Source organism: Spongiactinospora sp. 9N601 (assembly GCF_044326295.1).
Taxonomy (GTDB): domain Bacteria; phylum Actinomycetota; class Actinomycetes; order Streptosporangiales; family Streptosporangiaceae; genus Spongiactinospora; species Spongiactinospora gelatinilytica.
On record NZ_JBIRBB010000001.1, the window covers coordinates 317,299 to 342,015 of the forward strand.

The window sequence follows — 24,717 nt, forward strand, 5'->3', positions numbered from 1 at the left end:
TTCTACAACGCCTTCCCGTGCATGGGGTGCGGGGACAGCTTGACCGCGGGCGGGGCCATCCCGCTCCACTCGGCCTCGCGGACGGCCTTCATCGCCTGCTTGCGCATGGCGGGGTCCATCCGGTCGATGAACAGGACGCCGTCGAGGTGGTCGGTCTCGTGCTGGAAGCAGCGGGCCATCAGGTCGGTGCCCTCCAGGGTCACCGGGTCGCCGTACATGTTGAAGCCCTTGGCCACGGCCCGGATCGCCCGCGGGGTCGGGAAGGACAACCCGGGAAAGGACAGGCAGCCCTCCTCGCCCTCCTCGTCCAGCTCGTCGGACAGGTCGAGGTCGGGATTGATCAGGTGCCCGAGCTGCTCGTCCACGTAGTAGGTGAACACCCGCAGGCCGACGCCGATCTGCGGGGCGGCGAGCCCGGCCCCCGGCGCGTCCATCATCGTGTCGGTGAGGTCGCTGACGAGCTTGCGCAACTCCTTGTCGAAGTCGACGACGGGCTCGGCGGCGGTGCGCAGCACGGGGTCGGGGAACAGGCGAATCGGCTGGATAGCCAACGGGCCACTCCGTTTCACATCACGACGATCGGGATCTGCCCAGTCTACGGCGGGCCGCCGGCCGGGCGGACGATCGCCGCGTCGGGGCGGGCCCGCCCGCGCCGGTCAGCCGATCGCCTGGGACCGGGCGCGCATGGCGGACTTGCGGGCCGCCTTGGCGATGTCGCCGTCGGGGTGGTGGGCGGCGAGCATGTCGAGCGCGGGCAGCGCGTCCGGGTGGTCGACCCCCGGCATCTCCTCCACCAGGCGGGCCAGCTCCTCCTGTGAGGCGAGCACGTCGAAGCCCGCCATCTCCTCGGGGCCGCCCTCGACGTAGAGCAGCGAGGCCAGCGTGTCCACCGCGATCCAGTCGCCGTCTTCCGGGGTGAGCGGGGGCGCGGGCAGGTCGCGGACGTGCAGCCAGGAAGCGGCGTAGCGCCACACGACCGGGTCGCCGAGCGCGGCCCGGAAGGGCGCCTCGGCCTCGGGGCCCAGCTCCGAAAGGACGGTCACGGCGGTCGCCCGCCTGCCGGGGGTGCCGGACGCGGCGACCTCGATCAGCTCGCGGGCGGCGGCCTCGGGGGTGCGCCGCTCCAGCCATACCGAGACCGCGCTCGGCGCGCCGTCGCCGGCCAGCAGGGTGTCCACCAGCTCGGCCGCGCCGAGGTCGGCGAACACCGCGACCTCCTCGACGGTGGGCGCGTCGTGGCCCTCGCGCAGAAGGTCCTGGCGCACCGCCCACAGCCCGAGGGGGGTGAGCCGGTGCCTGCCCTCGGCGGTCTCCTCCAGCAGGCCGCAGTAGGCCAGCAGGGCGAGGGCGCGGGACAGCTCGCCGGGGAGCGTCGCGGTCAGCCGGCGCATGTCGTCGGGGCGCGCCTCGCAGGCCACCTCGTGCGACTGGAGGATGCCCTTGACCAGGATCGGCTCGGCGATGCCCGCGCTCACGGAGTACATCGTGGCGAGCATCTCGGCGAGGTGGTCATCGACGACGGCCGAACCGGTCAGTCCCTCGTCGGCGCGGTCCAGGACGTCCATGACCACGCCGTCCCAGAAGTCCATCGTGGCGGTGTCGGTGACCGGGCCGGGCTCGGCCAGTATCCCGGTGATCCGCACCAGGCCGGTGTTGACCGCGACCACCCACAGCAGGTGGAGCAGTGGAAGATCGCGCGCGGAGCCCGCGGCGGCCAGGACGTCGCCGGGGATCGGCAGCCGGAGATCGGCCACGGCCGCCCGGGCCTCGGGGAGCGGCAGCAGGCGCTCGGCGGTCAGCTCCCTGGCGCCGGTCCAGGCCGCGAGGCGGCGGGCGTCGGCGACCAGCGGCACCGCGGGCACCGCGGCGGCCAGCTCGGCCGCATCGGCCAGCGCGACCGGCGGGAAGCTCAGCACCTCCGCGTCGCAGTCGGGGCAGCCGCACGCCGCGGCCTCGCCTCCGGCGTGGTCCGGGCCCGCCGCGCCGACGCCGGCCATGCCGGTCAGGTCGTCGAGACCCAGGTCGCCGGCCGCTCTCCGCAGCTCGCCGAGATCAAAGACGTTTCCCTTGTTCGCGCTCTTTGCCACTCACGAAACTTACTGCACACCGGCCACAGCCGCGTACGTCATCCGATGGATCGGGACCGCGCTTTGAAGGCCGCCTTGCGCGCGATCTTGGCCACCGTGTCGTCGGTCAGCGCCCTGCCCAGCAGCTCCAGGACCTCGGCGACGTCGGGGTGATCGACCCGCCACATCTCCTCGATCATGTGGGCGGGCGGGCCGGAGGCGGCGATGTTGGCGGCGAACTCGTCGAGGTCGTCGCCGGCCGCCGGCATCGCGAGGGCCAGCATGTCCACGCTCATCCACAGCAGCTCCTCCTGGGTGAGCGCGGGCGTGGGCAGGCCGCGCGAGGTGAGCCAGTGGATGACGTACGGGCGCAGCTCCGGGTCGGCCAGGTGGCCGCGTACGGCGGGCTCGGCCTCCGGGCCCAGCCGGTCCACGATGGTCACCGCCAGGCCGCGGGCCACCGCGGGCTTGCCGCCGGCGGCGGCGAGCAGGTCGGCCGCCGCGCCTTCGGGCGTGCGGTGCGCGAGCCACCGGGCGATGTCCTGTTCGGCCTGCTCGGCGGGCGCCCCGCTGAGCAGCGCGTCGATCAGGTCGTGCGCGCCCGCCCCGGCGAGGTCGGGTGCCTCAGGGGCGTCGATGCCGAGGTCGCGGTACAGCTCGCGCATCCCCCACACGCCGAGCGGGGTCAGCGTCAGCATGTCGCCTTCGATGACCTCGACGAGCCCGCAGTAGGCCAGCCGGGCCACGGCCCGGCCGAGGTCGGGGGCCGCATCGGCCGCTCCGTCCTCGCCGGCCGCCCCGGTCTCGGCCAGGCGGTCGGCGACCACCTGGGTCATGACCGGCACCTGGACCCGGTAGAGCATGTCGCAGAGGTCGTAGAGCCGGTCGTCCAGGGCGGGGCTGCCGGTCACCCGCCCGGCGGTGGCCTGCTCGACCAGGAACTTCACCGTGCCCGCCCACAGGTCGAGCAGGTCGTCGTCGGCGCGCGCCGCGGGCGGGGCGAACCCGCCGCCCGCCGCGACGGACGCGCCGGTGACCTTCAGCACGCCCGTGTGGACGGCCAGGCCCCACAGCAGCGCCGGTTCGGGCAGCGCCAGCGCGGCGGAGGCCGCGGCGGCGTCCTTCACCCGCAGCCCGCCCTTGACGGTCGGGGTGCGGCCCTCCGCGATCATCCATTCGGCCAGCCGGTGGGCGTCGGCGAGCAGCGGGACCTCGCGGGCGGCGGCGGCCAGGCCGGTGCGCCCGGCCAGCCGTACGGCGGGCAGCGGCGAGCAGGACGCGCAGTCGCACAGCTCGTGGGCGTCGCCGGCGTGGGCATCGTCGGCGCGCTGCCCGGGGACGAGGGTCACCGGCGTCGGGTCGTCGAGCGCTTCGGGGCCGATCGCGCTGAAGATGCTCTTGGCCATGCCGTAGCGCGAGGTGTCGGCGAGGGCGGCGGGCATCTCCGGCTCGACGCGGTCGAGCGTGGCCCGTATCCGCACCGCGGTGGAGCCGGGAACGTGCCCGGCCGACTGGAGGAAGTCGACCAGTGTGCGGGCGGCGGCGAGCGTTTCGCGCGCGCTCTCCGGCGGTGCGATCACCTTGCGCGGGTAGATGCTGAGCAGCAGTTCGTCGAAGGTCTCGGGGGCGAAGTCGCCGAGCCGCCTGACCTCCAGATAGTCGCTCGCGTAGTCGCAGAGCAGCCGCGCTTCGTCAACGTCCACGTCGACGCCGTGTGCGCGCCCCCAGGCGCGCAGATCGTCGATGGCCCTATTCACCCATTCGATCGACACAGGGAGAAACTAACGGCTTACCGAGGGCGCGGCGAATCGGGGCGATTCGCGATACGCCGGAAAACCCGCCGGCTAGATCCCTTCAACGGGATCGACGCATACCCGGACGACGTCGGGTGCCTTACGCGCCGAACGCGCGCCCGCGACGGACTTCAGGGCGGCGGCGAGCGCCGTGCCGTCCGCGCGCGGCACGCGGATCAGCGCGCGCTCCCTGGCGGTTTCCTCGCCCGCGGTACGGCGTGGCGTGTCCACCGGCACCGGGCCGAGCACCTGGGCCGCGGCGGGCAGGCGGGCCTCGCCCAGCAGCTCCCTGACCGCCTTGGGGACCCCGGTCAGCGACGCCAGGCGCACGGCCGGGGGGAAAGCGAGTTCTATCCGCTCGGACAGCTCGCGTTCGGAGTGGGTCACCGGATCCCAGCGCACCAGGGCCTGCACGGCGGCCAGCCCCGCGTCGGCGGGCACGACCAGCTCCGCGCCGGGGCGCAGCAGGGCCGCGGCGTTCATCCAGCGGCGCACGGTCTCCTCGGCCGCGCGCAGGTCGGGACGGCCCAGCAGGGCCCAGGCGTCCAGCAGCACGCCCGCCGCGTAACCGCCCGCCGCGTGCGGCTCGGCGCCGGGCGTGGCCACCACCAGCGCCCTGCCCTCGCCGACCCGCGCGAGCACCCCGTCACGCCCCGAGGTGCGGACCGTCACCTGCGGGAAGGCGCGGCCCAGTTCCTCGGCGGTACGCCGGGCGCCCACCACGGCGGCGCGCATCCGTGTGGCGCCGCAGGAGGAGCACCGCCACTGCCCCGCGATCCTGCCGCACCACCGGCAGTACGGCACGGCGTGCCCGCCGCGCAGCGCCAGCGGCCCGCCGCAGCGCGGCCCGCCCGGCGCGTCGGGCACCTGGGGGCAGCGGGCCGCGGCCCGGCAGTTCTGGCAGGCCAGCACCGGCAGGTAGCCCCGGCGCGGCACCTGGACGAGCACCGGGCCGTGTTCCAGGCCCTGCCGCAGCGCGCGCCAGGCGAGCGTGGGCAGCCGCGCCGCCTGCGCGGCCTCGTCGCGGGCCAGTTCGGCGTCCTCGCCGGCGGCCCGCACCCGGGGGGCGCGCGCCCTGACCGTCGCGCGAGTGGCGACGATCGGCCGCGCCCACCGCTCGCCGACCAGCCGGGTGGCCTCCGCCGTACGCGCGTAGCCGCCGATCAGCAGGCCCGCGCCGGTGTGGTGGGCGCGGATGGCGAGCACCTCGCGCGCGTGGGGGTACGGGGCGAGCGGTTCGGCGAGCAGGTCGTCGCCGTCGTCCCACACCACCGCGAGGCCGAGGTCGCGCACCGGCGCGAACACCGCCGCCCGGGTGCCCACCACGATCCGCACCTGGCCGCGCAGCACCCGCAGCCAGCGCCGGTAACGTTCGGCGGGACCGAGGTCGGCGGTCAGTGCGACGTGCCTGCCCGGCCCCAGGACGGCCGTCAGCGCCTCGTCGGCCAGCGCCACGTCCTTGCCGTCAGGTACCGCCACCAGCGTGCCCCTGCCGCCCGTCAGCGCCGCCCTGGCCGCCGCCGCCACGGCCACCGCCCACTCAGGGACGGGATGCGGCCGGCCGTCCCACTCGCCCGGCAGCGCCGACCACACCGCGCGCGGCGCGCGCCCGTCGGCCAGTGCCGCCAGGAACGACGGCCCGGCCGGGTAGGCGTCCCACACCCCGGCCCCGGAGCCGGCGGGCAGGCCGGCCTCCTCCGGCGGGGCCGCAGGCACCTCGGCCTCCACGCGGGCATGGCGCGGCGGTACGGCCAGCCGCAGGACGTCGGCGCGGGTGCCCGCGTAGCGGTCGGCCACGGCGCGGGCGAGGGCGGCGATCTCCGGTGTGAGCACCGGTTCCGGGGAGATGACGCGTTCCAGGGGGGTCAGCCTGCCGGTGTGCTCGGTGTCCTCGGCGCGCTCCAGCAGGAAGCCGTCCAGCAGCTTGCCCGCGAACCTGATCCGGACCCGGCACCCCGGCACGGCGCTGTCGTGCAGCGCCGCCGGGACGAGGTAGTCGAACTCGCGGTCCAGGTGCGGCAGCGGGTTGTCCACGACGACCCTGGCCACCGGCGAGGTGGGGGCGGGGACCACCGCGCCCTTGGCGGCCCCGCCGCCCGGCCGTGCCGCGGGGGGCACGGGGGCGGCGATCAGCTCGCCCTGCTCTCCCCCGCCGGCGTCCGTCGCGCCCGGTGCGCCGCTCCCCTTGGTCACGCACCTGTCCTACCAGACCCGCGAAGGCGGGAAGTGTTTTGGCCAGTGGGTGCCGCCCGGAACTGGAGCGATCCACCCTAGTTTCCTCAGGCGGCGGGGGACCCCTCCCGCTCGGCGCCTGAGCGCTGCGGAAACACATTGGCACATCTCGTCACCCACTGGCCTCACATAGTGTTGTGGCCCGGGAGAAATCGCACATCCGGAAAAGTGCCTAGGCGTCGGCCCATTGGGTGCGTTCGGCGAACCAGGCGGCGACCTGGGTGCGGGAGGCGAGCCCGCCCTTGGCGAGGATGTTCCGGACGTGCGCGTCCACAGTACGCTTGGCGATCAACAGCCGCACGGCGATCTGCGGATTGGACAGCCCTTCCGCGATCAGCTCGGCGACCTCCAGCTCACGCGGGGTCAGCGTGGAGGTCACGGGCCGGCCGATCCGGACCGGCACGGGGGCCGCGACCGCCGCCGCGGCCTGCGGCGCGCCTGCCGGGGAGGCCGCCGCGCCCTGCGGGAGGCGGCTCCACCGCCCGGCGCCGAGCCGGTGGCCGAGCACCGCGCGGCCGGGGCGGCCGAAGTTCGGGTCGAGCCAGAAACGACGGTAGGTCTCCAGCATCCGGTAGCGCCCCGGCCTGCCCGGATCGCCCGATCTGAGCAGGATCGAGCGGTCCACCAGTTCGTCCAGGCTCTGCCTGGTCACCAGTACGCCCTCGCGGGTCACCGCCCGGCGCGCGGCCTCCACGCCGAACTCGCCCTCGATCACCGCCAGCGCCTCCCACAGCGTGCGCTGGTCCGGGCGGCACAGTTCGTGGCTCCAGGCGATGGCGGCGCGCAGGTCGCGGTGGCGGGGCGCGGCGGTGTGGGCGCCCCAGCCGGGCATGGTGGTCATGTCGTCGAGCCGTTCCAGCAGCTCGGGGATGGACAGCGAGCGGGTGCGCGCCGCGGCCAGCTCGATCGCCAGCGGCAGGCCGTCCAGGCACCTGCACACCTGGGCGACGTCCGTGAGGGCGCACGAGGTGAGCGAGAAGTCCGGATCGACGGCCACGGCCCGTTCGGCGAACAGCGCCACGGACGGGCAGCCGGGATCGGGGTCGGCCGGGTCGGTGAGCGGCAGCGGGTCCAGCCGCAGCACCCGCTCGCCGGGCAGGCCGAGCGGGCCGCGGCCGGTGGCCAGCACGCGAACCCGGGGCGCGCCCTGGAGCAGCGCCTCCACCAGCGGCCCGATCTCGGTGGGCAGGTGCTCGCAGGTGTCGAGCACGAGCAGCGCCCTGCGGTCGCCCAGCGCCTCGGCGAGCCCGCCGCCGTCCTCGGGGTGCTCGCCGTGCCGCCCGAGGGCGGCGGCGACGGCGGCGGCCGGGCCCGGCCCTCCGGCCGGACGCAGGTGCGCGGGCGCCACCTGCGACAGCTCGACGTGCCACAGGCCGTCGGGGAAGCGCCTGCGCACGCTGTCGGCGACGCGCAGCGCCAGCCGGCTCTTGCCCACGCCCGCCGGGCCGGTCACGGTGAGCAGCCGCCCGCCCATCAGCATCCGCCCGCCCGCGGCCAGTTCACCGGTACGGCCGACGAAGCTGGTCATCTCCGCGGGGAGGTTGCCGGGCCTTCGCTCGGCCATGGTCAGCCTCCTTCCCGGTGCCTGATCGCCCAGGCGGCGATCTGGCTGCGCGAGGAGAAGTCGAGCTTGGCCAGGATGTGCTCGACGTGGGTGTCGATCGTACGGCGGCCGACCACCAGCCGTTGCGCGATCTCCTTGTTGGTCAGGCCGTCGGCCACCAGGTCGGCGACCTCCAGCTCACGCGGGGACAGCGGGGTCACCCGCTCCTTGGGGGCGGCCTGCGGCGCGCCGGGCCGCTCGCCGAGGGCGTAGGCGATGGCCTCGTCCATCGACATCGCGCCGCCCTCGGCCGCGGCCTCCTCGTACTCGGCGGGCGCGAGCGCCCTGCGCAGGGTCTCCTCGCAGCGGGTGTGCTCGGCCAGGAAGTGCGGCGAGCCGTACAGGGGCCTGCGGACCTGCCGCCAGGTGCCGTGCGAGGCGTGCAGCAGGCGGGCCGCCCAGGCGGGGTCCTCCTGGCCGGTGACCAGCCAGGCCACCAGCTCCAGGCACAGGGACGCGCCGCTGGCGTCGTGCAGCCGCCGCTGGGTGCGCAGCGCCTCCTGGGCCAGCGCGAGCGCGCCGGGAAGCTCGCCCCGCGCCCGTAGCACCAGGCTGAGCCCGAGGTCGGCCCACGAACGCGCCCACGACTGGCCGGAGTCCTCGCACTCGCGCTTGCACTCCAGCAGCACCCCGGCCGCGTCGTCGGGACGCCCCAGCCACAGCCGGGTGATGCCCAGCTCCACCATCGCGGCCAGCACCGTGATGTCGGGGGACCCGCCGGCGCGCAGCCGGCCGATCGCCTCGGTCAGGTGGGCGTCGGCGGCGGCGAGGTCGCCCTCGGCGTAGGCCAGGGTGCCGCGCATCTTCTCCAGGTGGACGTGGCTGGGCGGAGCGTCGATCCGCGACACCAGGTCGGCGCACTCGTCGAGCGTCTGCCTGGAGGTGCGCAGGTCGCCCTGGGCGACCATCACGTACGCGAGCAGTAGCAGGAGCCGTACCCGGGTCACGTCGTCCAGCCTGGCCACCCGGACGAACCACTCCATGTAGTGCCGGCCCTCGCGGCCCATCCCGCAGGCGACCCACAGGAAGGTCAGCGTGATGACGAGCTTGACCCCGTCGTCGGTCTCGGCCGGGTCGGTCGCGCAGAACTCCAGCGCGGCCCGCAGGTTGGGCCACTCCTCGCGGACCCGCTGCCACTCCTCGGCCTGGTCGCCGCGCGGCGGCACCGCCGAGGCGGCGGCGGCCAGCTCGGCGTAGTGGTCGCGGTGGCGGGCCAGCAGCACCCGGCGGCGGTCGTGCTCGTGCATCTGCGCCGCGCCGTACTCGCGCAGGCTGTCGGGCATCCGGTAGGTGGTGCGGTCCGGGCCCTTGGTGCACACCAGGATCGACTTGGCCACCAGGCCGTCCAGCGCCGGATAGACCTCGTGCGCGGGCAGGCCGTCCTGGGCGCACACGGCCTCGGCCGCGGCGAGGTCGAAACGGCCGGGGAAGACCGAAAGGCCCGACCACAGCAGTCGTTCGGCGCCGGTGCACAGGCCGTGACTCCACGCGATCGCGGCCTGCATGGTGCGGTGGCGCGGGTCATCCGCGCAGGTGTCCTCCTCCTCGGCCCAGAACCGCTCGTCGAGCAGGGTCAGGATGCGCTCGACCGGCAGCGACCGCACCCGGCCCGCCGCCAGCTCCAGGGCCAGGGGGATGCCGTCCAGGCGGCGGCACAGCTCGCCGACCACGAGGGCGTTCTGTTCGGTCAGCTCGAACCCGGGATCGACCGCGCTCACCCGGTCCAGGAAGAGGGCGACGGACTCGCAGCCCGCCAGATCCTGGACGGACTCGGCCGCCTCCGGGGTGGGGACCTCCATGGGCCGGATCACCAGGCAGTGCTCACCGGGCGCGCCCAGCGGCTGCCTGCTGGTGGCCAGCACCCGCAGGCCCCTGGCGGCGGTCAGCAGCCCGCCCACCAGGCGCGAGCAGGACTCGACCAGGTGCTCACAGGTGTCCAGGACGAGCAGGAGCTGCTTGTCGGCGAGGTAGTCGGCGAGCATGTCGAGATCGGGCACCGACTGGTCGGGGATCTCCAGGGCCCGGGCGACGACCTGGGCCAGCCGGTCGGGGTCGGACAGGCTGGAAAGCTCCACGAACAGCACGCCGTCGGCGAAGGCCCTGCGCATGCTCTCCGCCGCGCGCAACGCGACTCTGGTCTTGCCCACTCCGGCGATCCCGGTCAGGGTGACCAGACGGGATCTCTCCAGAGTGCGCCGGATGTCGGCGGTCTCCCTCCGCCTGCCGACGAAGGTCGTCGGGTCGGCGGGCAGGGCGGGCCGCCCACTCGGCATCATGCGCAGGTCACCAACTCCCCGAAGATCTGCGTTTTCCAATCCTGGATCGCCGGCCGCCGGATGTCCAGGCGTGCGCGTACTTCCGCCCCGCCCCTCGCGGCGGCGAGGGCGGCGGGGCGGAGAAGAGCGAGTCCTTCGTGGCCGTGGGTGGTCAGGCGCCCACGGCGGCGCGCAGGGCCTCGGCGCGGTCGGTGCGCTCCCAGGAGAAGTCGGGCTCCTCGCGGCCGAAGTGGCCGTAGGCGGCGGTCTGGGAGTAGATCGGCCGCAGCAGGTCGAGGTCGCGGATGATCGCGGCCGGGCGCAGGTCGAAGACCTCCAGCACGGCCTTCTGGATGCTCTCGACCGGAGCGGTCTCGGTGCCGAAGGTCTCGATGAACACGCCGACCGGCTGGGCCTTGCCGATCGCGTAGGCGACCTGCACCTCGGCGCGCTCGGCCAGCCCGGCGGCCACGACGTTCTTGGCGACCCAGCGCATCGCGTAGGCGGCGGAGCGGTCGACCTTGGACGGGTCCTTGCCGGAGAAGGCGCCGCCGCCGTGGCGGGCCATGCCGCCGTAGGTGTCGACGATGATCTTGCGCCCGGTCAGGCCGGCGTCGCCCATCGGGCCGCCGATCTCGAACCGGCCGGTCGGGTTGACCAGCAGGCGGTAGCCGTCGCTCGGGATCTCCAGCCCGGCGAGCACGGGGTCGACCACGTGCTCCTTGAGGTCGGGGGCCAGCATCTCCTTGAGGTCGATCTCCGCCGCATGCTGGGTGGAGACCACGACCGTGTCCAGGCGGACCGGGACGACGCCGTCGTACTCGACGGTGACCTGGGTCTTGCCGTCGGGACGCAGGTAGGGGACGGTGCCGGACTTGCGGACCTCCGACAGGCGGGCGGCCAGCCGGTGCGCCAGCATGATCGGCAGCGGCATCAGCTCGGGCGTCTCGCGGCAGGCGAAGCCGAACATCAGGCCCTGGTCGCCCGCGCCCTGGCGGTCGAGGTCGTCGACGCCCAGGCCCTCGCGGTTCTCGTAGGCGTCATCGACGCCCTGGGCGATGTCGGGCGACTGTGCGCCGATGGACACCGACACGCCGCAGGAGGCGCCGTCGAAGCCCTTGTGCGAAGCGTCGTAGCCGATCTCCAGGATCTTCTCACGGATCAGGGCCGGGATGTCGACGTAGGTCTCCGTCGTCACCTCGCCGGCGACGTGGACCTGGCCGGTGGTGATCAGCGTCTCGACGGCGACGCGGCTGGTCGCGTCGTCCTTGAGCATCGCGTCGAGAATCGCGTCACTGATCTGGTCGGCGATCTTGTCCGGATGGCCCTCGGTGACCGACTCGGAGGTGAAGAGGCGACGGGACAACTGAGTGGCTCCTCATGCAGCGGCTGCTGACGGGTGGGGTGTGGCGCGCGGGGGGCACGCCACAAATGCTTCGCCGCAGTCTAGCTTGACCTAAGGTCGCACGGCGAAACCCGGATCAAACCCGGCACGGCCGTATGAGGTCACGCCGCGCGGGCCGGGATCCGGTTACGTCGATAGTACGGCCTCGGCCGTATCCGCGGAGTGGCCCGGCGATCCGTCCCGCTTTGCGGCCCCCGCGGCGCGGATGCCGGCGTTCAAAGGTCCGGCAGCGGGTCGGCGGGCAGGGTCTCGGGGGCGAACACCTCGGCGTCGGCCGCGCACACCACGGGGACGTACTCCTCGTCGATCTCCAGCGACAGCCCGCCCAGGCTGATCACCGGGCCGAGCGAGTGGTCCACCGGCCCCAGGCGGGTGTGGCGGGGATGGGCCGCGTAGACCGCGACGGGCTGGTCCTTGCTGAACATCCGTGTGGAGATCACCAAGATGGACGTGTCGGTGACGGTGACGAGGAAGTGCGCCTCTCCCGGGGAGCCGACCGACAGCGCGGGGAAGATGTAGCGAATGGCCTCCCCCGGCCGCAGCAGCGCCCGGCAGCGCGCACGGACCGTGCTGCTCACCGGCATTTCCAGCCTCCTCCGCGACCCGCAGCGAACCGGCACCTGGGCGGCCCGACACCCGGCGTCACCGCGGGGAGGCCCTGCGGTGAGTATCCGCCTGCGCCAAGCATGCCGCAATGGCCACGCACGCTCATATCACAGCACAGAGCCGACAATCCATCCACAGCGCTACAAAGAAGGAACGTCCCCGTGTCCGTCCGGGGCGGACGGCGGTCAGGACAGGCGGGTGGAGACGAGATCCCACACGGTGTCGGCCAGGCCCTCCTTGGGGCCCAGCGGGATCTCCAGCGGCGGGGCGCCGGTGGACAGGATCGTGGCCGCGTTGTCGGGGGTGCCGAACGCCTTGCCCGCGCCGACCTGGTTGACGACCAGAAGGTCGCAGCCCTTGCGGGCCAGTTTGGCCGCGCCGTTGGCCAGCACGTCGTCGGTCTCGGCGGCGAACCCCACGAGCACCGTGGCGCCGGGCAGCCGCCCGGTACGGCGGCGCTCCCCCAGCTCGGCCAGGATGTCCGGGTTTTGGACCAGGCGGATGGGATCGGGCTCGCCGGCCGTCTTCTTGATCTTGGAGTCGCTGGTCGCGGCCGGGCGGAAGTCGGCCACCGCCGCCGCCATCACCACCGCGTCGGCCGTCTCGGCCGCGGCGAGCACGGCCTCGCGGAGTTCGAGGGCCGACTCCACGCGCACCACCTTGGCCCCCGGCGGGTCGGGCAGCGCCACGTTGGCCGCCAGCAGGGTGACCTCCGCGCCCCTGGCCAGCGCCGTCCGGGCCAGGGCCAGGCCCTGCAGCCCCGAGGAGCGGTTGCCGATGAAGCGGACCGGGTCGATCGCCTCGCGGGTGCCGCCGGCGGAGACGACCACGTGCCGGCCGGCCAGGTCGCGGTCACGCCCGGCAAGGACGCGCACGCACAGGTCGAAGATCTCGCGCGGGTCGGGCAGCCGGCCACGGCCGCTGTCGGCGCCGGTCAGCCTGCCCACGGCGGGCTCGATCACCACGGCCCCGCGCTCGCGCAGCGTCGCGACGTTGGCGCGGGTGGCGGCGTGCTCCCACATCTCGGTATGCATGGCGGGCGCGAAGACGACCGGGCACCGGGCGGTGAGCAGGGTGTTGGTCAGCAGGTCGGAGGCCAGGCCGTGGGCGGCCCTGGCCAGCACGTCGGCGGTGGCGGGGGCGACGACCACCAGATCGGCCTCCTGGCCGATGCGGACGTGCGGCACCTCATGAACCGAGTCCCACACCTCGGCGGAGACGGGGTTGCCCGACAGCGCGGCCCACGTCGGCTCGCCGACGAATCGCAGGGCCTCGCGGGTCGGCACGACGCGGACCTGATGCCCCGACTCGGTGAACAGGCGGAGCAGCTCGCACGCCTTGTAGGCGGCGATGCCGCCGCTCACGCCGAGAACGACGCGGAACACCCCGGCGATGTCAGCCCTCGATCGGGTCGGCGGTGAGCAGACCCTCGCTGACCTCGCGCAGCGCGATGGACAGCGGCTTTTCCTGGGCGTGCGTCTCGACCAGCGGGCCGACGTACTCCAGCAGGCCCTCGCCGAGCTGGGAGTAGTAGGCGTTGATCTGACGCGCCCGCTTGGCGCCCATGATCACAAGGCTGTACTTGCTGTCGACCACGTCGAGAAGCTGGTCGATGGGCGGGTTGGTGATGCCCTCGGCGACCGGGGCAGTGCCTGCCACGTTGGTGGACCTCTCATCTGGGTAGCTGCTACGCGCTCATCAAGGCTATCAGGCGGCGGCACACGTCAGGGACGGACGTGTTGACCAGCGTCACGTCGAACTCCTTCTCGGCCGCCAGCTCCACCCGGCCGGCCTCCAGCCGCCGGGCGATGACGTCTTCAGGCTCGGTACCGCGCCCGCGGAGGCGGTTCTCCAGCTCCTCCCAGCTCGGCGGGGCCAGGAACACCAGCAGGGCCTCCGGCATGCTCTCCCGGACCTGCCTGGCCCCCTGGAGGTCGATCTCCAGCAGGGTGGGCACTCCGGCGTTCAGGCGTTCGAGCACGGGGCCGCGCGGCGTGCCGTACCGGTTGCCGGCGAACTCGGCCCACTCCAGCAGCTCCCCCTCGGCGACGAGGCGGTCGAACTCCGCGTCGCCGGCGAAGAAGTACTCCACTCCGTGGGTCTCGCCCGGCCTCGGGTGCCGCGTTGTCACCGAGACCGACAGCCACACCTGCGGGTGCGCCCTCCGGAGCTCGGCGACGACGGTGGACTTGCCGACGCCGGACGGTCCGGAAAGGACCGTCAGGCGCCTCCCCGGGCCCCGGGGAAGATCCTCGGGGCGGCCGGGGCCTGCCAAGGAGGGCATGGAGTCACCGTCACGCGTGTCCGGACCGCCTGAGGCGGCGGCCTGGTGATCCCGGGTCTCCCCGGTCCACGACGTATCGGTCACTCCATACCCCCGATGAATCTCTTCGGCGCTTCCCAGATCAGTTCTCGGAGGCGCCGAACTCGCGCTCCAGGGAAGCGCGCTGGTTGGCTCCGAGCCCGCGCACGCGGCGGGACTCGGCGATACCGAGCCGCTCCATGAGTTGCTTGGCGCGGACCTTGCCCACGCCAGGGAGCGACTCCAACAGCGCCGACACCTTCATCTTGCCGATGACGTCGTCGGTCTGACCATCCTTCAGCACCTCAGCCAGAGAAACCGCGCCGTGCTTGAGCCGGTTCTTGACCTCGGCACGCTCCTTGCGAGCCTTGGCAGCCTTCTCCAGGGCTGCGGCGCGCTGCTCGGGGGTCAGGGGAGGAAGAGCCACGCCGGGTCACCTCGAATTTCTGTCGATGTACTCGGACGGGAAGGGAAACTAGCTGGTCATTGACCTTCAAGCAACGTCAAGGGGCGTTTCGGTGCCGACAAAATCTTCTTCATCACTCTCCGCGATGGTGAAATAACACGTTGTTCACCAAATGGCCCTCACCACCGTGGTTTCAGGGGGTCGGGATCATACGGCGCAGCACAGCCGCTATGGTTGCCGCAGCGGCACCGGGATCGGCCGCGCCGGTGATGGGCCGTCCGATCACGAGGAGGTCCGCGCCGTCCGCGAGAGCCTGCTCCGGCGTCGCGACGCGCGCCTGGTCCTGGCTGGCGGCGCCGTCCGGCCGCACTCCGGGAGTGATCAACATCACGTCCGGGCCGACCTCGGCACGCACCGCGGCGACCTCGCGGGGCGAGCAGACCAGCGCCCGGGCGCCCGCGCCGACGGCGAGGACGGCCAGCCGCCGCACGGCGTCGATCGCCGGGCCGGCCAGGCCGATCCGGTCCAGGTCGGCCTCCGACAGCGAGGTGAGCAAGGTCACCGCGGCGATCCGGGTGCCGGGCGCGGAGTCAACCGCGGCCCGGATCATCGCCGGGCCGCCCGCCGCGTGGACGGTCAGGATCGTGGGACGCAGCCTGGCGACGGCCTTGGCGGCCCCTGCGACGGTGTTGGGGATGTCGTGGAGCTTGAGGTCCAGGAAGATGTTCACGCCGCTGGCGCCGCGTACGGAGGCGATCACGTCGGGGCCGTACCGGAGGTAGAGTTCGAGGCCCACCTTGACGGTGCTGACGTGCGGGGTCACCAGTGCCGCCCAGCGGGCCGCGGTTTCGAGGTCGGGCGCGTCCAGGGCGACGGCGATGGGTGCGGGCGTCAAAGGGAACTCTCCTCCAGGTCTGATCCGCCGGGGGCGGCGCCGAAGCCGGGCGCGCCCGGGTCGGGCAGGACGTCGGGGCGGTGCCGGGTGCCGCCTCCCGGCGGGTGGTGATGGGCCAGGCCGACGGCGTCGGCCAGGCGTTGGAAGCCGCGGGCGGACAGCAGCTCCTCTAGCTCGCGCAGGATGCGCAGGCACGCGTAGGGGTCGTGGAACAGCGCGGTGCCGACGCCGACCACGCAGGCGCCCGCGAGGATCAGCTCGAAGGCGTCCCTGCCGGTCAGCACGCCGCCCACGCCGACGATCGGCACGCCGGGCAGGGCCGCGTACACCTGCCACACGCAGCGCACCGCCAGGGGCCGTACGGCGGGCCCTGACAGCCCTCCGGTGACCGCGGCGAGCGCGGGGCGCAGGGTCTCGGTGTCGATGCTCATCCCCACCGGTGTGTTGATCATGGACAGCGCGTCGGCGCCGCCGTCCACGCAGGCCCGGGCGACCGCGACGATGTCGGCCACGTCCGGGGACAGCTTGGCGATCACCGGCACGTCGTAGCGCATCAGGGCGCGGACCGAGGAGACCACCTCGGCCGCCGCCGCGCCGTCCCTGGCGAAGACCCTGCCGCGGTCTTCGATGTTGGGGCAGGCGAGGTTGACCTCCACCGCGGTGACCCCGGGCGCGTCGGTGAGCCGCCGGGCGAGCGCGCCGTACTCGTTGACGGTGCCCCCGCCGATGGAGACCACCGTGCGCACGCCCCTGTGGGCCAGCCAGGGGAGTTCGCGATCGAGGAAGGCGTCTATGCCCGGCCCCTGCAGTCCGACGGCGTTGAGGAGCCCAGAGGGCGTCTCCGCCATGCGCGGGGTGGGGCGGCCGGCCCGGGGCGCCATGGTGATCGAGCGGGTCACCAGCGCGCCGATCCGGTTGAGGTCGAAGAACTGGGACAGCTCGCGGCCGGAGGAGGCACAGCCGGCCGCCGTCGTGATCGGGTTGGCCAGCTCCACATGCGCCAGATAAGTCCGCATATCAACTGACATTTCGGGGTCCGCCACCTCCGCCCGGCGACGCGGGCGTCGTCGAAGCCGACGGCGCGCCCGGCGCGCCCGCCGCGTCGAACGGAATCGTCCCGACGTCCTCGAACCGCACCCGCTCACCGCGGAACACCGGCCCCTCCACGCACGCGCGGACCATCCGGGTGATCCCGTCCTCCCCGATCACCGGCAGCACGCACGTCATGCACACGCCGAACCCGCAGGCCATCGCCTCCTCCACGGACACCTGCACGGGAATGTCGAACTCGATGGCGACCGCGGTGACCCCGCGCAGCGTCTCCATCGGGCCGCACGCGTAGACGACGTCCGCGCGGACGTCGGCGATGACGCCGGGCAGCACGTCGGTCACCTTGCCGCGCATGCCCAGCGAGCCGTCCTCGGTGGTGAGCGTCGTGGTCTCGCCCATCCGGCGGGCCCGCAGCGCGCCGAAGACCCGGTCGGCGGACTCCGCGCCGATCACGAAGTCGACCCGGCACCCCCGCCGCTGCAACGCGTCGGCCAGCCCGAACAGCGTCGCCGAGCCGTAGTCGCCGCCCACCAGCACGCAGTTGACCGGGTCACGGGGCAGCGGGAACGGCCGGCCGAGCGGCCCGACCACGTCGAGCGTGTCGCGCGCGCGCCGATCGGCCAGCCAGGACGTGCCGGGCCCGCGTACCGTGAACACCAGCTCGACCGTGCCGCCGTAGTCGGGCTTGACGTCGTGGACGGAGAACGACCTTCGGGTCAGCATCGACGACTGCGGGCCGCCCACGGCCACGGCCACGAAATGGCCGGGCCGCAGGTGCTCCGCGATCCCCGGGGCCACCACCGTCAGGGCATGGTAGGCATCGACCCGGCGCGTGGTCAGCACCGTGCCGGTCACCTGTACCGGGGTCGCAGCCGTCTTCCATCACCTCCGCGACGGGGCCGGTCAGCCCCGCAGCGCTCGCGCGTACTCCTGGAGGGACCGTACGCCCACATCGCCCCGGACGATGGCCTGGACACCCTGAACCGCCGCGGCGAGTCCTTGCACGGTCGTGATGCACGGGATGCCGCGGAGCACCGCGGCGGTCCGGATCTCATAGCCGTCCAGGCGCGGCCCGGACTGTCCCGGGCTGCCGAAGGGCGTGTTCACGATGAGATCCACCTGACCGTCCAGGACCAGGCCCACGACCGTCGGCTCGCCGTCCGGGCCCGGTCCTTCGCTGTGCTTTCGCACGATCTTGGCACGGACGCCGTTGCGGCGCAGCACCTCGGCGGTGCCCTCGGTGGCCAGGATCTCGAAACCGAGATCGGCCAGCGCCTTGACCGGGAAGATCATCGCCCGCTTGTCGCGGTTGGCCACCGACACGAACGCGCGGCCCTTGGTGGGCAGCGAGCCGTAGGCCGCGGTCTGGGACTTGGCGTAGGCGGTGCCGAAGACCTCGTCGATGCCCATCACCTCGCCGGTGGAGCGCATCTCCGGGCCGAGCACGGTGTCCACGCCGTCGTTGACCGCGTGGATGAAGCGGTTGAAGGGCAGCACCGCCTCCTTGACCGCGACCGGCGCGTCCAGCGGCAGGGTGCCGCCGTCGCCGGTGGCCGGCAGGATGCCCTCGGCGCGCAGCTCGGTGATGGTCGCGCCCAGCATCACCCGCGCCGCCGCCTTGGCCAGCGGCACGGCCGTGGCCTTGGACACGAACGGCACCGTACGGCTGGCCCGCGGGTTGGCCTCCAGCACGTACAGGACCCCCGCCGACATCGCGTACTGGACGTTGAGCAGCCCGCGCACCCCCACGCCCCGCGCGATGGCCTCGGTCGCCGCGCGGATGCGCTTGATGTCGGCCGAGCCCAGCGTGATCGGCGGCAGCGCGCAGGCCGAGTCGCCGGAGTGGATGCCCGCCTCCTCGATGTGCTCCATGACGCCGCCGAGGTAGAGGTCGTCGCCGTCGAAGAGCGCGTCCACGTCGATCTCGATGGACTCGTCGAGGAACCTGTCGATCAGGACCGGGTGCTCCCCCACGGCCTTGGACATGTAGGAGGTCAGCGTCTCGTCGTCGTAGACGATCGCCATCCCCGCCCCGCCGAGCACGTAGGAGGGCCGCACCAGCACCGGGTAGCCGATCTCCGCGGCGACGCCGCGGGCCTCCCCGGTGGTCAGCGCGGTGCCGTGCTTGGGCGCGGGCAGCCCGGCCTCGGCCAGGACCCTGCCGAACGCGCCGCGCTCCTCGGCCAGGTGGATGGACTCGGGGCTGGTGCCGACCACCGGCACGCCCGCGTCCTTCAGCGCCTGCGCCAGGCCCAGCGGGGTCTGCCCGCCGAGCTGCACGATGACGCCGGCCACCGGGCCGCTCTGCTGCTCGGCGTGGACGACCTCCAGGACGTCTTCCAGCGTCAGCGGCTCGAAGTAGAGCCGGTCGGAGGTGTCGTAGTCGGTGGAGACGGTCTCGGGGTTGCAGTTGACCATGACGGTCTCGAACCCGGCCCGCGACAGCTCGAAGGAGGCGTGCACGCAGGCGTAGTCGAACTCGATGCCCTGGCCGATGCGGTTGGGCCCGCTGCCCAGGATGATGACCTTGGGGCGCTCGCCGTAGGGGACCTCGTTCTCCTCGTCGTAGGTGGAGTAGAGGTACGGCGTGCGGGCGGCGAACTCCGCGGCGCAGGTGTCGACCGTGTTGTAGACCGGCCGCAGGCCCAGGGCGTGGCGCAGGTCGCGGACCCGGGCTTCGTCCATGCCGCGGATCTCGGCGATCTGGGCGTCGCTGAACCCGAGCCGCTTGGCCGCCAGGATGTCGGCGGCGGTCAGATCGGCGGCCTCGGCCAGCGCGCGGGCCCCCTCGTCGATCGCCTGGAGCTGGTCCAGGAACCACGGGTCGATCGAGGTGGCCTCGTGGAGCTGCGCGAGGGTCGCCCCGGCCCTGATCGCGCGCATGACGTTGCCCAGTCTGCCGTCGTGCGGCCTGCGCACGGCCGTGAGGAGCTCCGGGAGGGCCCCGGGAGGGCCCGCCCAGGTGAACGGCGCGCCCTTCTTCTCCAGCGAGCGCAGGGCCTTCTGGAGCGCCTCGGGGAAGGACCTGCCGATCGCCATCGCCTCGCCGACCGACTTCATGTGCGTGGTCAGGGTCTCATCGGCGCCGTCGAACTTCTCGAAGGCGAACCGCGGCACCTTGACCACCACGTAGTCGAGCGTGGGCTCGAAGGAGGCGGGGGTCTCCTTGGTGATGTCGTTGGGGATCTCGTCGAGCGTGTAGCCGACGGCCAGCTTGGCGGCGATCTTGGCGATCGGGAAGCCGGTGGCCTTGGAGGCCAGCGCGCTGGACCGGGACACCCGGGGGTTCATCTCGATCACGATCATGCGGCCGGTGCCGGGGTCGACCGCGAACTGGATGTTGCAGCCGCCAGTGTCCACGCCGACCTCGCGGATCACCGCGATGGCGACGTCGCGCATGTTCTGGTATTCGCGGTCGGTGAGGGTCATGGCGGGCGCGACCGTGACGCTGTCGCCGGTGTGCACGCCCATCGGGTCGATGTTCTCGATGGAGCACACGATGACGACGTTGTCGTGCTTGTCGCGCATGACCTCCAGCTCGTACTCCTTCCAGCCGAGGATGGACTCCTCAAGGAGCACCTCGGTGGTCGGCGAGGCGTCGAGCCCGGCCCCGGCGATGCGGCGCAGCTCGCGCTCGTCGTGGGCGAACCCCGAGCCCGCGCCGCCCATGGTGAAGCTCGGCCGCACGACGACGGGGTAGCCCAGCTCCTCGGCGGCGGCCAGGCATTCGTCCATCGTGTGGCAGATCGCGCTGCGCGCCGACTCGGCGTTGAAGCCGTGCTCTGCGGCGACCTTGGCGACGATCCCCTTGAACTTCTCGCGGTTCTCCCCCGCCTGGATCGCCTCGACGTCGGCGCCGATCAGCTCGACGCCATAGCGTTCGAGCACGCCGGCCTCGTGCAGCGCGATCGCGGTGTTCAGCGCGGTCTGGCCGCCGAGCGTCGGCAGCAGCGCGTCCGGGCGCTCCTTGGCGATGATCTTCTCGACGAAGTCGGGGACGATCGGCTCGACGTAGGTCGCGTCGGCGAACTCGGGGTCGGTCATGATCGTGGCCGGGTTGCTGTTGACCAGGATCACCCGGAAGCCCTCGGCGCGCAGGACCCGGCACGCCTGGGTGCCCGAATAGTCGAACTCGCACGCCTGACCGATCACGATCGGCCCGGAGCCGATGACCATGATCGACTGTATGTCCGTGCGCTTAGGCACCCTGCTTCGCCCCCATCAGGTCGCAGAACTCGTCGAACAGGCCCGCCGCGTCGTGCGGCCCCGCCGCCGCCTCCGGGTGGTACTGGACGCTGAAGGCCGGGCCGCCGAGCAGCCGCAGGCCCTCGACGCAGTCGTCGTTGAGGTTGACGTGGCTGACCTCCGCCCTGCCGTACGGCGTGTCGAACGGCCCGTCCAGCGGGGCCCGTACGGCGAAGCCGTGGTTGTGCGCGGAGATGTCGACCTTGCCGGTGCGCCGGTCCTGGACCGGCTGGTTCACCCCGCGGTGGCCGTAGCGCAGCTTGTAGGTGCCAAGGCCGAGCGCGCGCCCGAAGAGCTGGTTGCCGAAGCAGATGCCGAAGAACGGCCGGCCCGCCGCGAGCACCCCGCGCAGCGCCTCCACCTGGGCGTCGGCGGCGGCCGGGTCGCCGGGGCCGTTGGAGAAGAACACCCCGTCGGGGTCGCGGGCGAGGATCTCCCCGGCCGTGGACCACGCGGGCAGCACGTGCACCTCACAGCCGCGCTCCGCCATCCGGTGCGGGGTCATCGCCTTGATGCCGAGATCGACCGCGGCGACGGTGAAACGCCGCCTCCCGATCGCCGGCACCACGTACGGCTCGCGGGTGGAGACCTCGGCGGCGAGGTCGGCCCCCACCATGCCGGGCGAGTGGCGCACCCGCTCGACCAGCTCCGCGACCGGCGCCTCGGCACCGGTGCCGGAGAAGATCCCGGCGCGCATGGCGCCGCGCTCGCGCAGGTGCCGGGTGAGCGCCCGGGTGCCCGGCATCGCGATGCCGACCACGCCCTGGTCGGCCAGGTAGTCGTGCAGGCCGCGGGTGGCCCGCCAGTTGGAGTGGACGCGGGCGGGCTCCCTGACCACATAGCCGGCGACCCACACCCTGGAGGACTCGGGGTCATCGTCGTTGACGCCGGTGTTGCCGATGTGCGGGGAGGTCATCGCCACGATCTGGCGGTGGTAGGAGGGGTCGGTGAGGGTCTCCTGGTAGCCGGTCATGCCGGTGTTGAACACCATCTCGCCGAACGTCTCCCCCCGCGCGCCGTACGGCGCGCCGCGGAAGACACGCCCGTCTTCGAGAACGAGGACGGCCATCAGACCAGCTTCCCTTCCATGACGGTCGGCCTGCCGCGCAGCAGCGTGGCCACCACTCGGCCGGGCAGTGACATGCCTTCGTAGGGGGTGTTACGGCTCTTGGACGCGAACCCGTGCGGGTCGACGGCCGTGCGGGGGGCGGGGTCGTAGAGGGTGATGTTGGCCGCGGAGCCGGCGGCGAGCGGCCGGCCGTGGCCGGTGAGGCGGCCGATGCGGGCCGGGCGCGCCGACATCCGGTCGGCCACCCCCGCCCAGTCCAGCAGCCCGGTGTCCACCATCGCCTCCTGGACCACGGAAAGCGCCGTCTCCAGGCCGATCATGCCCATCGCGGCGGCGGCCCATTCGGCCTCCTTGTCCTCGACCGGATGCGGCGCGTGGTCGGTGGCCACGCAGTCGATCGTGCCGTCGGCGAGGGCGTCGCGCAGCGCGAGCACGTCGTCGCGGGTGCGCAGCGGCGGGTTGACCTTGTAGATCGGGTTGTAGGAGCCCAGTGGGGAGGTCTCCACCAGGTCGTCGGTGAGCAGCAGGTGGTGCGGGGTGACCTCGGCGGTGATGTTGTTCCAGCCCTTGGACTTGACCCAGCGCAGGATCTCGACCGATCCGGCGGTGGAGACGTGGCAGACGTGCAGCCGGGAGCCGACGTGCGCGGCGAGCAGGCAGTCGCGGGCGATGATCGCCTCCTCGGCGACGGCCGGCCAGCCGGTCAGGCCGAGCCTGCCCGACACCGAGCCCTCGTTCATCTGCGCGTCCTCGGTGAGTCGCGGTTCCTGCGCGTGCTGGGCGATCACGCCGTCGAACGCCTTGACGTACTCCAGCGCGCGGCGCATCAGCACCGCGTCGGAGACGCACTTGCCATCGTCGGAGAAGACGCGCACCCCCGCCGCCGAGTCGGCCATCGCGCCCAGCTCGGCCAGGCGCTCGCCGGCCAGGCCGATCGTGACCGCGCCGACCGGTCGCACGTCGCAGTGCCCGGCCTCCTGGCCGAGCCGCCACACCTGCTCGACCACCCCGGCGGTGTCGGCCACCGGCGAGGTGTTGGCCATCGCGTGGACGGCGGTGAACCCGCCGAGCGCGGCCGAGCGGGTGCCGGACTCGACGGTCTCGGCGTCCTCGCGGCCGGGCTCGCGCAGGTGGGTGTGCAGATCGACCAGGCCGGGCAGGGCGATCAGCCCGGCGGCGTCGATCACCGTGCTCCCCGCGGCGGTCAGACCCGTGCCCACCTCGGCGATCACGCCGTCGCGGACGAGGACGTCCGCGGGGTCGCCGCCGAGCACGCGGGCGTTCTTGATCAGGATCACTGGGTCTCTCCCCCGAGCAGCAGGTACAGAACAGCCATGCGGATGGTCACGCCGTTGGCGACCTGTTCGACGATGGTGGAGCGGGGCGAGTCGGCGACGTCGGCGGCGATCTCCATGCCGCGGTTCATCGGCCCCGGGTGCATCACGATCGCGTCCTCCGACATCCTGGCCAGCCGGTCGCGGTCGAGCCCGTAGCGGCGGCTGTACTCCCGGGCGCTCGGGAAGTAGGCGTCGTTCATCCGCTCCTTCTGCACGCGCAGCATCATCACCGCGTCGGCCTTGGGCAGCACGGCGTCGAGGTCGTAGGAGACCTCGCACGGCCAGGACTGGACCGTGACCGGCAGCAGGGTCGGCGGCGCGACCAGCGTCACCTCCGCGCCGAGCGTGTGCAGCAGCAGCACGTTGGAGCGGGCGACGCGGCTGTGCAGCACGTCGCCGACGATCGTGATCCGGCGGCCGTCCAGGGCGCCCAGCCTGCTGCGCATGGTGAAGGCGTCCAGCAGCGCCTGGGTGGGGTGCTCGTGGGTGCCGTCGCCGGCGTTGACCACGCTGCCGTCGACCCAGGTCGCCAGGCGGTGCGGGGCGCCCGAGGCGCCGTGCCTGATGACCACCGCGTCGGCGCCCATCGCCTGGAGGGTCAGGGCGGTGTCCTTCAGGCTCTCGCCCTTGGACACGCTCGACCCCTTGGCGGAGAAGTTGATCACATCGGCGGACAGCCGCTTGGCCGCGGCCTCGAAGGAGATCCGCGTCCGGGTGGAGTCCTCGTAGAACAGGTTGACCACCGTACGGCCGCGCAGCGTCGGCAGCTTCTTGATGGAGCGTTCCGAGACCCTGGCCAGCTCGTCGGCGGTGTCCAGGATGAGCAGCGCGTCGTCCCTGGTGAGGTCGGCGGCCGAGATCAGATGCCGTTTCACCGCTCGCTCCCCTCGGCCGCCCCGGGCCGCTGGTCGGGCCCGGGTTTGAACAGCAGCACCGCGTCACGCCCGTCGATCTCGGTGAGGTGGACCTTGACCTGCTCGCTCTTGGCGGTCGGGAGGTTCTTCCCGACGTAGTCGGCGCGGATCGGCAGCTCCCGGTGGCCGCGATCGACCAGCGTCGCGAGCTGCACCGCGCGGGGGCGGCCGACGTCGCCCAGGGCGTCGAGGGCGGCCCGGACCGTCCGGCCGGAGAACAGGACGTCGTCCACCAGGACCACGGTCTTGTCGTCGATGCCGTCGGGCGGCAGCTCGGTGCGGCCCAGCGGGCGGGCGGGGCGCAGGCGCAGGTCGTCACGGTACATCGTGATGTCGAGGTAGCCCACGGGGACCTTCAGTCCCTCGAACTGGGCGATGCGGTCGCCGAGGCGGCGCGCGAGCGTGGCCCCCCGGGTGGGGATGCCGAGCAGGACGACGCCCTCCGCACCCTTGGTGCGCTCGATGATCTCGTGCGCGATCCGGGTCAGCGCCCGGTTGATGTCCGGTCCGTCGAGGACCGCCCTGGGGGCGTCGGACAT

At 73.1% G+C, this 24,717-nt stretch carries 20 protein-coding genes; all 20 read right to left on the reverse strand.

Annotated elements, in window-relative coordinates:
• Positions 1 to 2 precede the first annotated feature (2 nt).
• Positions 3 to 551 (reverse strand): peptide deformylase, encoded by a 549-nt coding sequence (gene def, locus ACH34R_RS01345; protein ID WP_397559438.1) that lies wholly within the window; start codon positions 549 to 551, stop codon positions 3 to 5.
• 105 nt (positions 552 to 656) lie between these two features.
• Positions 657 to 2,087 carry a hypothetical protein gene (locus ACH34R_RS01350; RefSeq protein ID WP_397559439.1) on the reverse strand — a complete coding sequence of 477 codons (1,431 nt, stop codon included), beginning with the start codon at positions 2,085 to 2,087 and terminating at the stop codon, positions 657 to 659.
• Between the two features lie 38 nt (positions 2,088 to 2,125).
• Positions 2,126 to 3,838 (reverse strand): hypothetical protein, encoded by a 1,713-nt coding sequence (locus tag ACH34R_RS01355; RefSeq protein ID WP_397559440.1) that lies wholly within the window; start codon positions 3,836 to 3,838, stop codon positions 2,126 to 2,128.
• A gap of 72 nt (positions 3,839 to 3,910) precedes the next feature.
• On the reverse strand, positions 3,911 to 5,977 hold the full coding sequence (locus ACH34R_RS01360; protein WP_397559790.1) for a primosomal protein N': 2,067 nt from the start codon (positions 5,975 to 5,977) through the stop codon (positions 3,911 to 3,913).
• 286 nt (positions 5,978 to 6,263) lie between these two features.
• The gene (locus tag ACH34R_RS01365; RefSeq protein WP_397559441.1) at positions 6,264 to 7,655 is read right to left on the reverse strand and encodes a LuxR C-terminal-related transcriptional regulator; all 1,392 of its coding nucleotides are present in this window, start codon (positions 7,653 to 7,655) and stop codon (positions 6,264 to 6,266) included.
• A gap of 2 nt (positions 7,656 to 7,657) precedes the next feature.
• The gene (locus ACH34R_RS01370; protein WP_397559442.1) at positions 7,658 to 9,970 is read right to left on the reverse strand and encodes an ATP-binding protein; all 2,313 of its coding nucleotides are present in this window, start codon (positions 9,968 to 9,970) and stop codon (positions 7,658 to 7,660) included.
• Between the two features lie 151 nt (positions 9,971 to 10,121).
• Positions 10,122 to 11,315, reverse strand: a complete 1,194-nt coding sequence (gene metK / locus ACH34R_RS01375) for a methionine adenosyltransferase (protein ID WP_111165410.1) — start codon at positions 11,313 to 11,315, stop codon at positions 10,122 to 10,124.
• 254 nt (positions 11,316 to 11,569) lie between these two features.
• Entirely contained in the window at positions 11,570 to 11,938 is a 369-nt protein-coding gene (locus ACH34R_RS01380; RefSeq protein WP_111165409.1) for a hypothetical protein, read from the reverse strand.
• Positions 11,939 to 12,145: 207 nt separating this feature from the next.
• Positions 12,146 to 13,345 (reverse strand): bifunctional phosphopantothenoylcysteine decarboxylase/phosphopantothenate--cysteine ligase CoaBC, encoded by a 1,200-nt coding sequence (gene coaBC, locus ACH34R_RS01385; RefSeq protein WP_397559443.1) that lies wholly within the window; start codon positions 13,343 to 13,345, stop codon positions 12,146 to 12,148.
• Positions 13,346 to 13,355: 10 nt separating this feature from the next.
• The gene (rpoZ, locus tag ACH34R_RS01390) at positions 13,356 to 13,619 is read right to left on the reverse strand and encodes a DNA-directed RNA polymerase subunit omega (RefSeq protein WP_111165407.1); all 264 of its coding nucleotides are present in this window, start codon (positions 13,617 to 13,619) and stop codon (positions 13,356 to 13,358) included.
• 28 nt (positions 13,620 to 13,647) lie between these two features.
• Positions 13,648 to 14,244: a guanylate kinase gene (gene gmk / locus ACH34R_RS01395; protein ID WP_397559444.1), complete on the reverse strand. Its 597-nt coding sequence runs from the start codon at positions 14,242 to 14,244 to the stop codon at positions 13,648 to 13,650.
• A 121-nt stretch (positions 14,245 to 14,365) separates the two neighbouring features.
• Positions 14,366 to 14,689 carry an integration host factor, actinobacterial type gene (mihF, locus tag ACH34R_RS01400; protein ID WP_111165406.1) on the reverse strand — a complete coding sequence of 108 codons (324 nt, stop codon included), beginning with the start codon at positions 14,687 to 14,689 and terminating at the stop codon, positions 14,366 to 14,368.
• Between the two features lie 172 nt (positions 14,690 to 14,861).
• Positions 14,862 to 15,563 carry an orotidine-5'-phosphate decarboxylase gene (gene pyrF, locus ACH34R_RS01405; RefSeq protein ID WP_397559445.1) on the reverse strand — a complete coding sequence of 234 codons (702 nt, stop codon included), beginning with the start codon at positions 15,561 to 15,563 and terminating at the stop codon, positions 14,862 to 14,864.
• Positions 15,560 to 16,591: a dihydroorotate dehydrogenase gene (locus ACH34R_RS01410; protein WP_397559446.1), complete on the reverse strand. Its 1,032-nt coding sequence runs from the start codon at positions 16,589 to 16,591 to the stop codon at positions 15,560 to 15,562. Before ACH34R_RS01410 ends, pyrF begins: the two co-directional genes overlap by 4 nt.
• A complete protein-coding gene (locus tag ACH34R_RS01415) occupies positions 16,581 to 17,468 on the reverse strand; it encodes a dihydroorotate dehydrogenase electron transfer subunit (protein ID WP_397559447.1) in 888 nt (295 codons plus the stop codon). The genes ACH34R_RS01410 and ACH34R_RS01415 overlap by 11 nt, the downstream gene beginning before the upstream one ends.
• A 48-nt stretch (positions 17,469 to 17,516) precedes the next feature.
• Positions 17,517 to 20,819, reverse strand: a complete 3,303-nt coding sequence (gene carB / locus ACH34R_RS01420) for a carbamoyl-phosphate synthase large subunit (RefSeq protein ID WP_397559448.1) — start codon at positions 20,817 to 20,819, stop codon at positions 17,517 to 17,519.
• A complete protein-coding gene (carA, locus tag ACH34R_RS01425; RefSeq protein ID WP_397559449.1) occupies positions 20,812 to 21,927 on the reverse strand; it encodes a glutamine-hydrolyzing carbamoyl-phosphate synthase small subunit in 1,116 nt (371 codons plus the stop codon). Before carA ends, carB begins: the two co-directional genes overlap by 8 nt.
• Positions 21,927 to 23,225 carry a dihydroorotase gene (locus ACH34R_RS01430; protein WP_397559450.1) on the reverse strand — a complete coding sequence of 433 codons (1,299 nt, stop codon included), beginning with the start codon at positions 23,223 to 23,225 and terminating at the stop codon, positions 21,927 to 21,929. The genes carA and ACH34R_RS01430 overlap by 1 nt, the downstream gene beginning before the upstream one ends.
• Positions 23,222 to 24,139 (reverse strand): aspartate carbamoyltransferase catalytic subunit, encoded by a 918-nt coding sequence (locus ACH34R_RS01435; RefSeq protein ID WP_397559451.1) that lies wholly within the window; start codon positions 24,137 to 24,139, stop codon positions 23,222 to 23,224. The genes ACH34R_RS01430 and ACH34R_RS01435 overlap by 4 nt, the downstream gene beginning before the upstream one ends.
• Entirely contained in the window at positions 24,136 to 24,717 is a 582-nt protein-coding gene (gene pyrR, locus ACH34R_RS01440; RefSeq protein ID WP_397559452.1) for a bifunctional pyr operon transcriptional regulator/uracil phosphoribosyltransferase PyrR, read from the reverse strand. Before pyrR ends, ACH34R_RS01435 begins: the two co-directional genes overlap by 4 nt.

Bases quoted from the DNA above. Each gene is read 5' to 3' on its own strand.
- gmk (WP_397559444.1), bottom strand. From the start codon at position 14,244: ATGCCCTCCTTGGCAGGCCCCGGCCGCCCCGAGGATCTTCCCCGGGGC.
- carA (WP_397559449.1), bottom strand. From the start codon at position 21,927: ATGGCCGTCCTCGTTCTCGAAGACGGGCGTGTCTTCCGCGGCGCGCCG.
- ACH34R_RS01370 (WP_397559442.1), bottom strand. From the start codon at position 9,970: ATGATGCCGAGTGGGCGGCCCGCCCTGCCCGCCGACCCGACGACCTTC.
- ACH34R_RS01365 (WP_397559441.1), bottom strand. From the start codon at position 7,655: ATGGCCGAGCGAAGGCCCGGCAACCTCCCCGCGGAGATGACCAGCTTC.
- ACH34R_RS01380 (WP_111165409.1), bottom strand. From the start codon at position 11,938: ATGCCGGTGAGCAGCACGGTCCGTGCGCGCTGCCGGGCGCTGCTGCGG.
- pyrR (WP_397559452.1), bottom strand. From the start codon at position 24,717: ATGTCCGACGCCCCCAGGGCGGTCCTCGACGGACCGGACATCAACCGG.
- ACH34R_RS01410 (WP_397559446.1), bottom strand. From the start codon at position 16,591: ATGTCAGTTGATATGCGGACTTATCTGGCGCATGTGGAGCTGGCCAAC.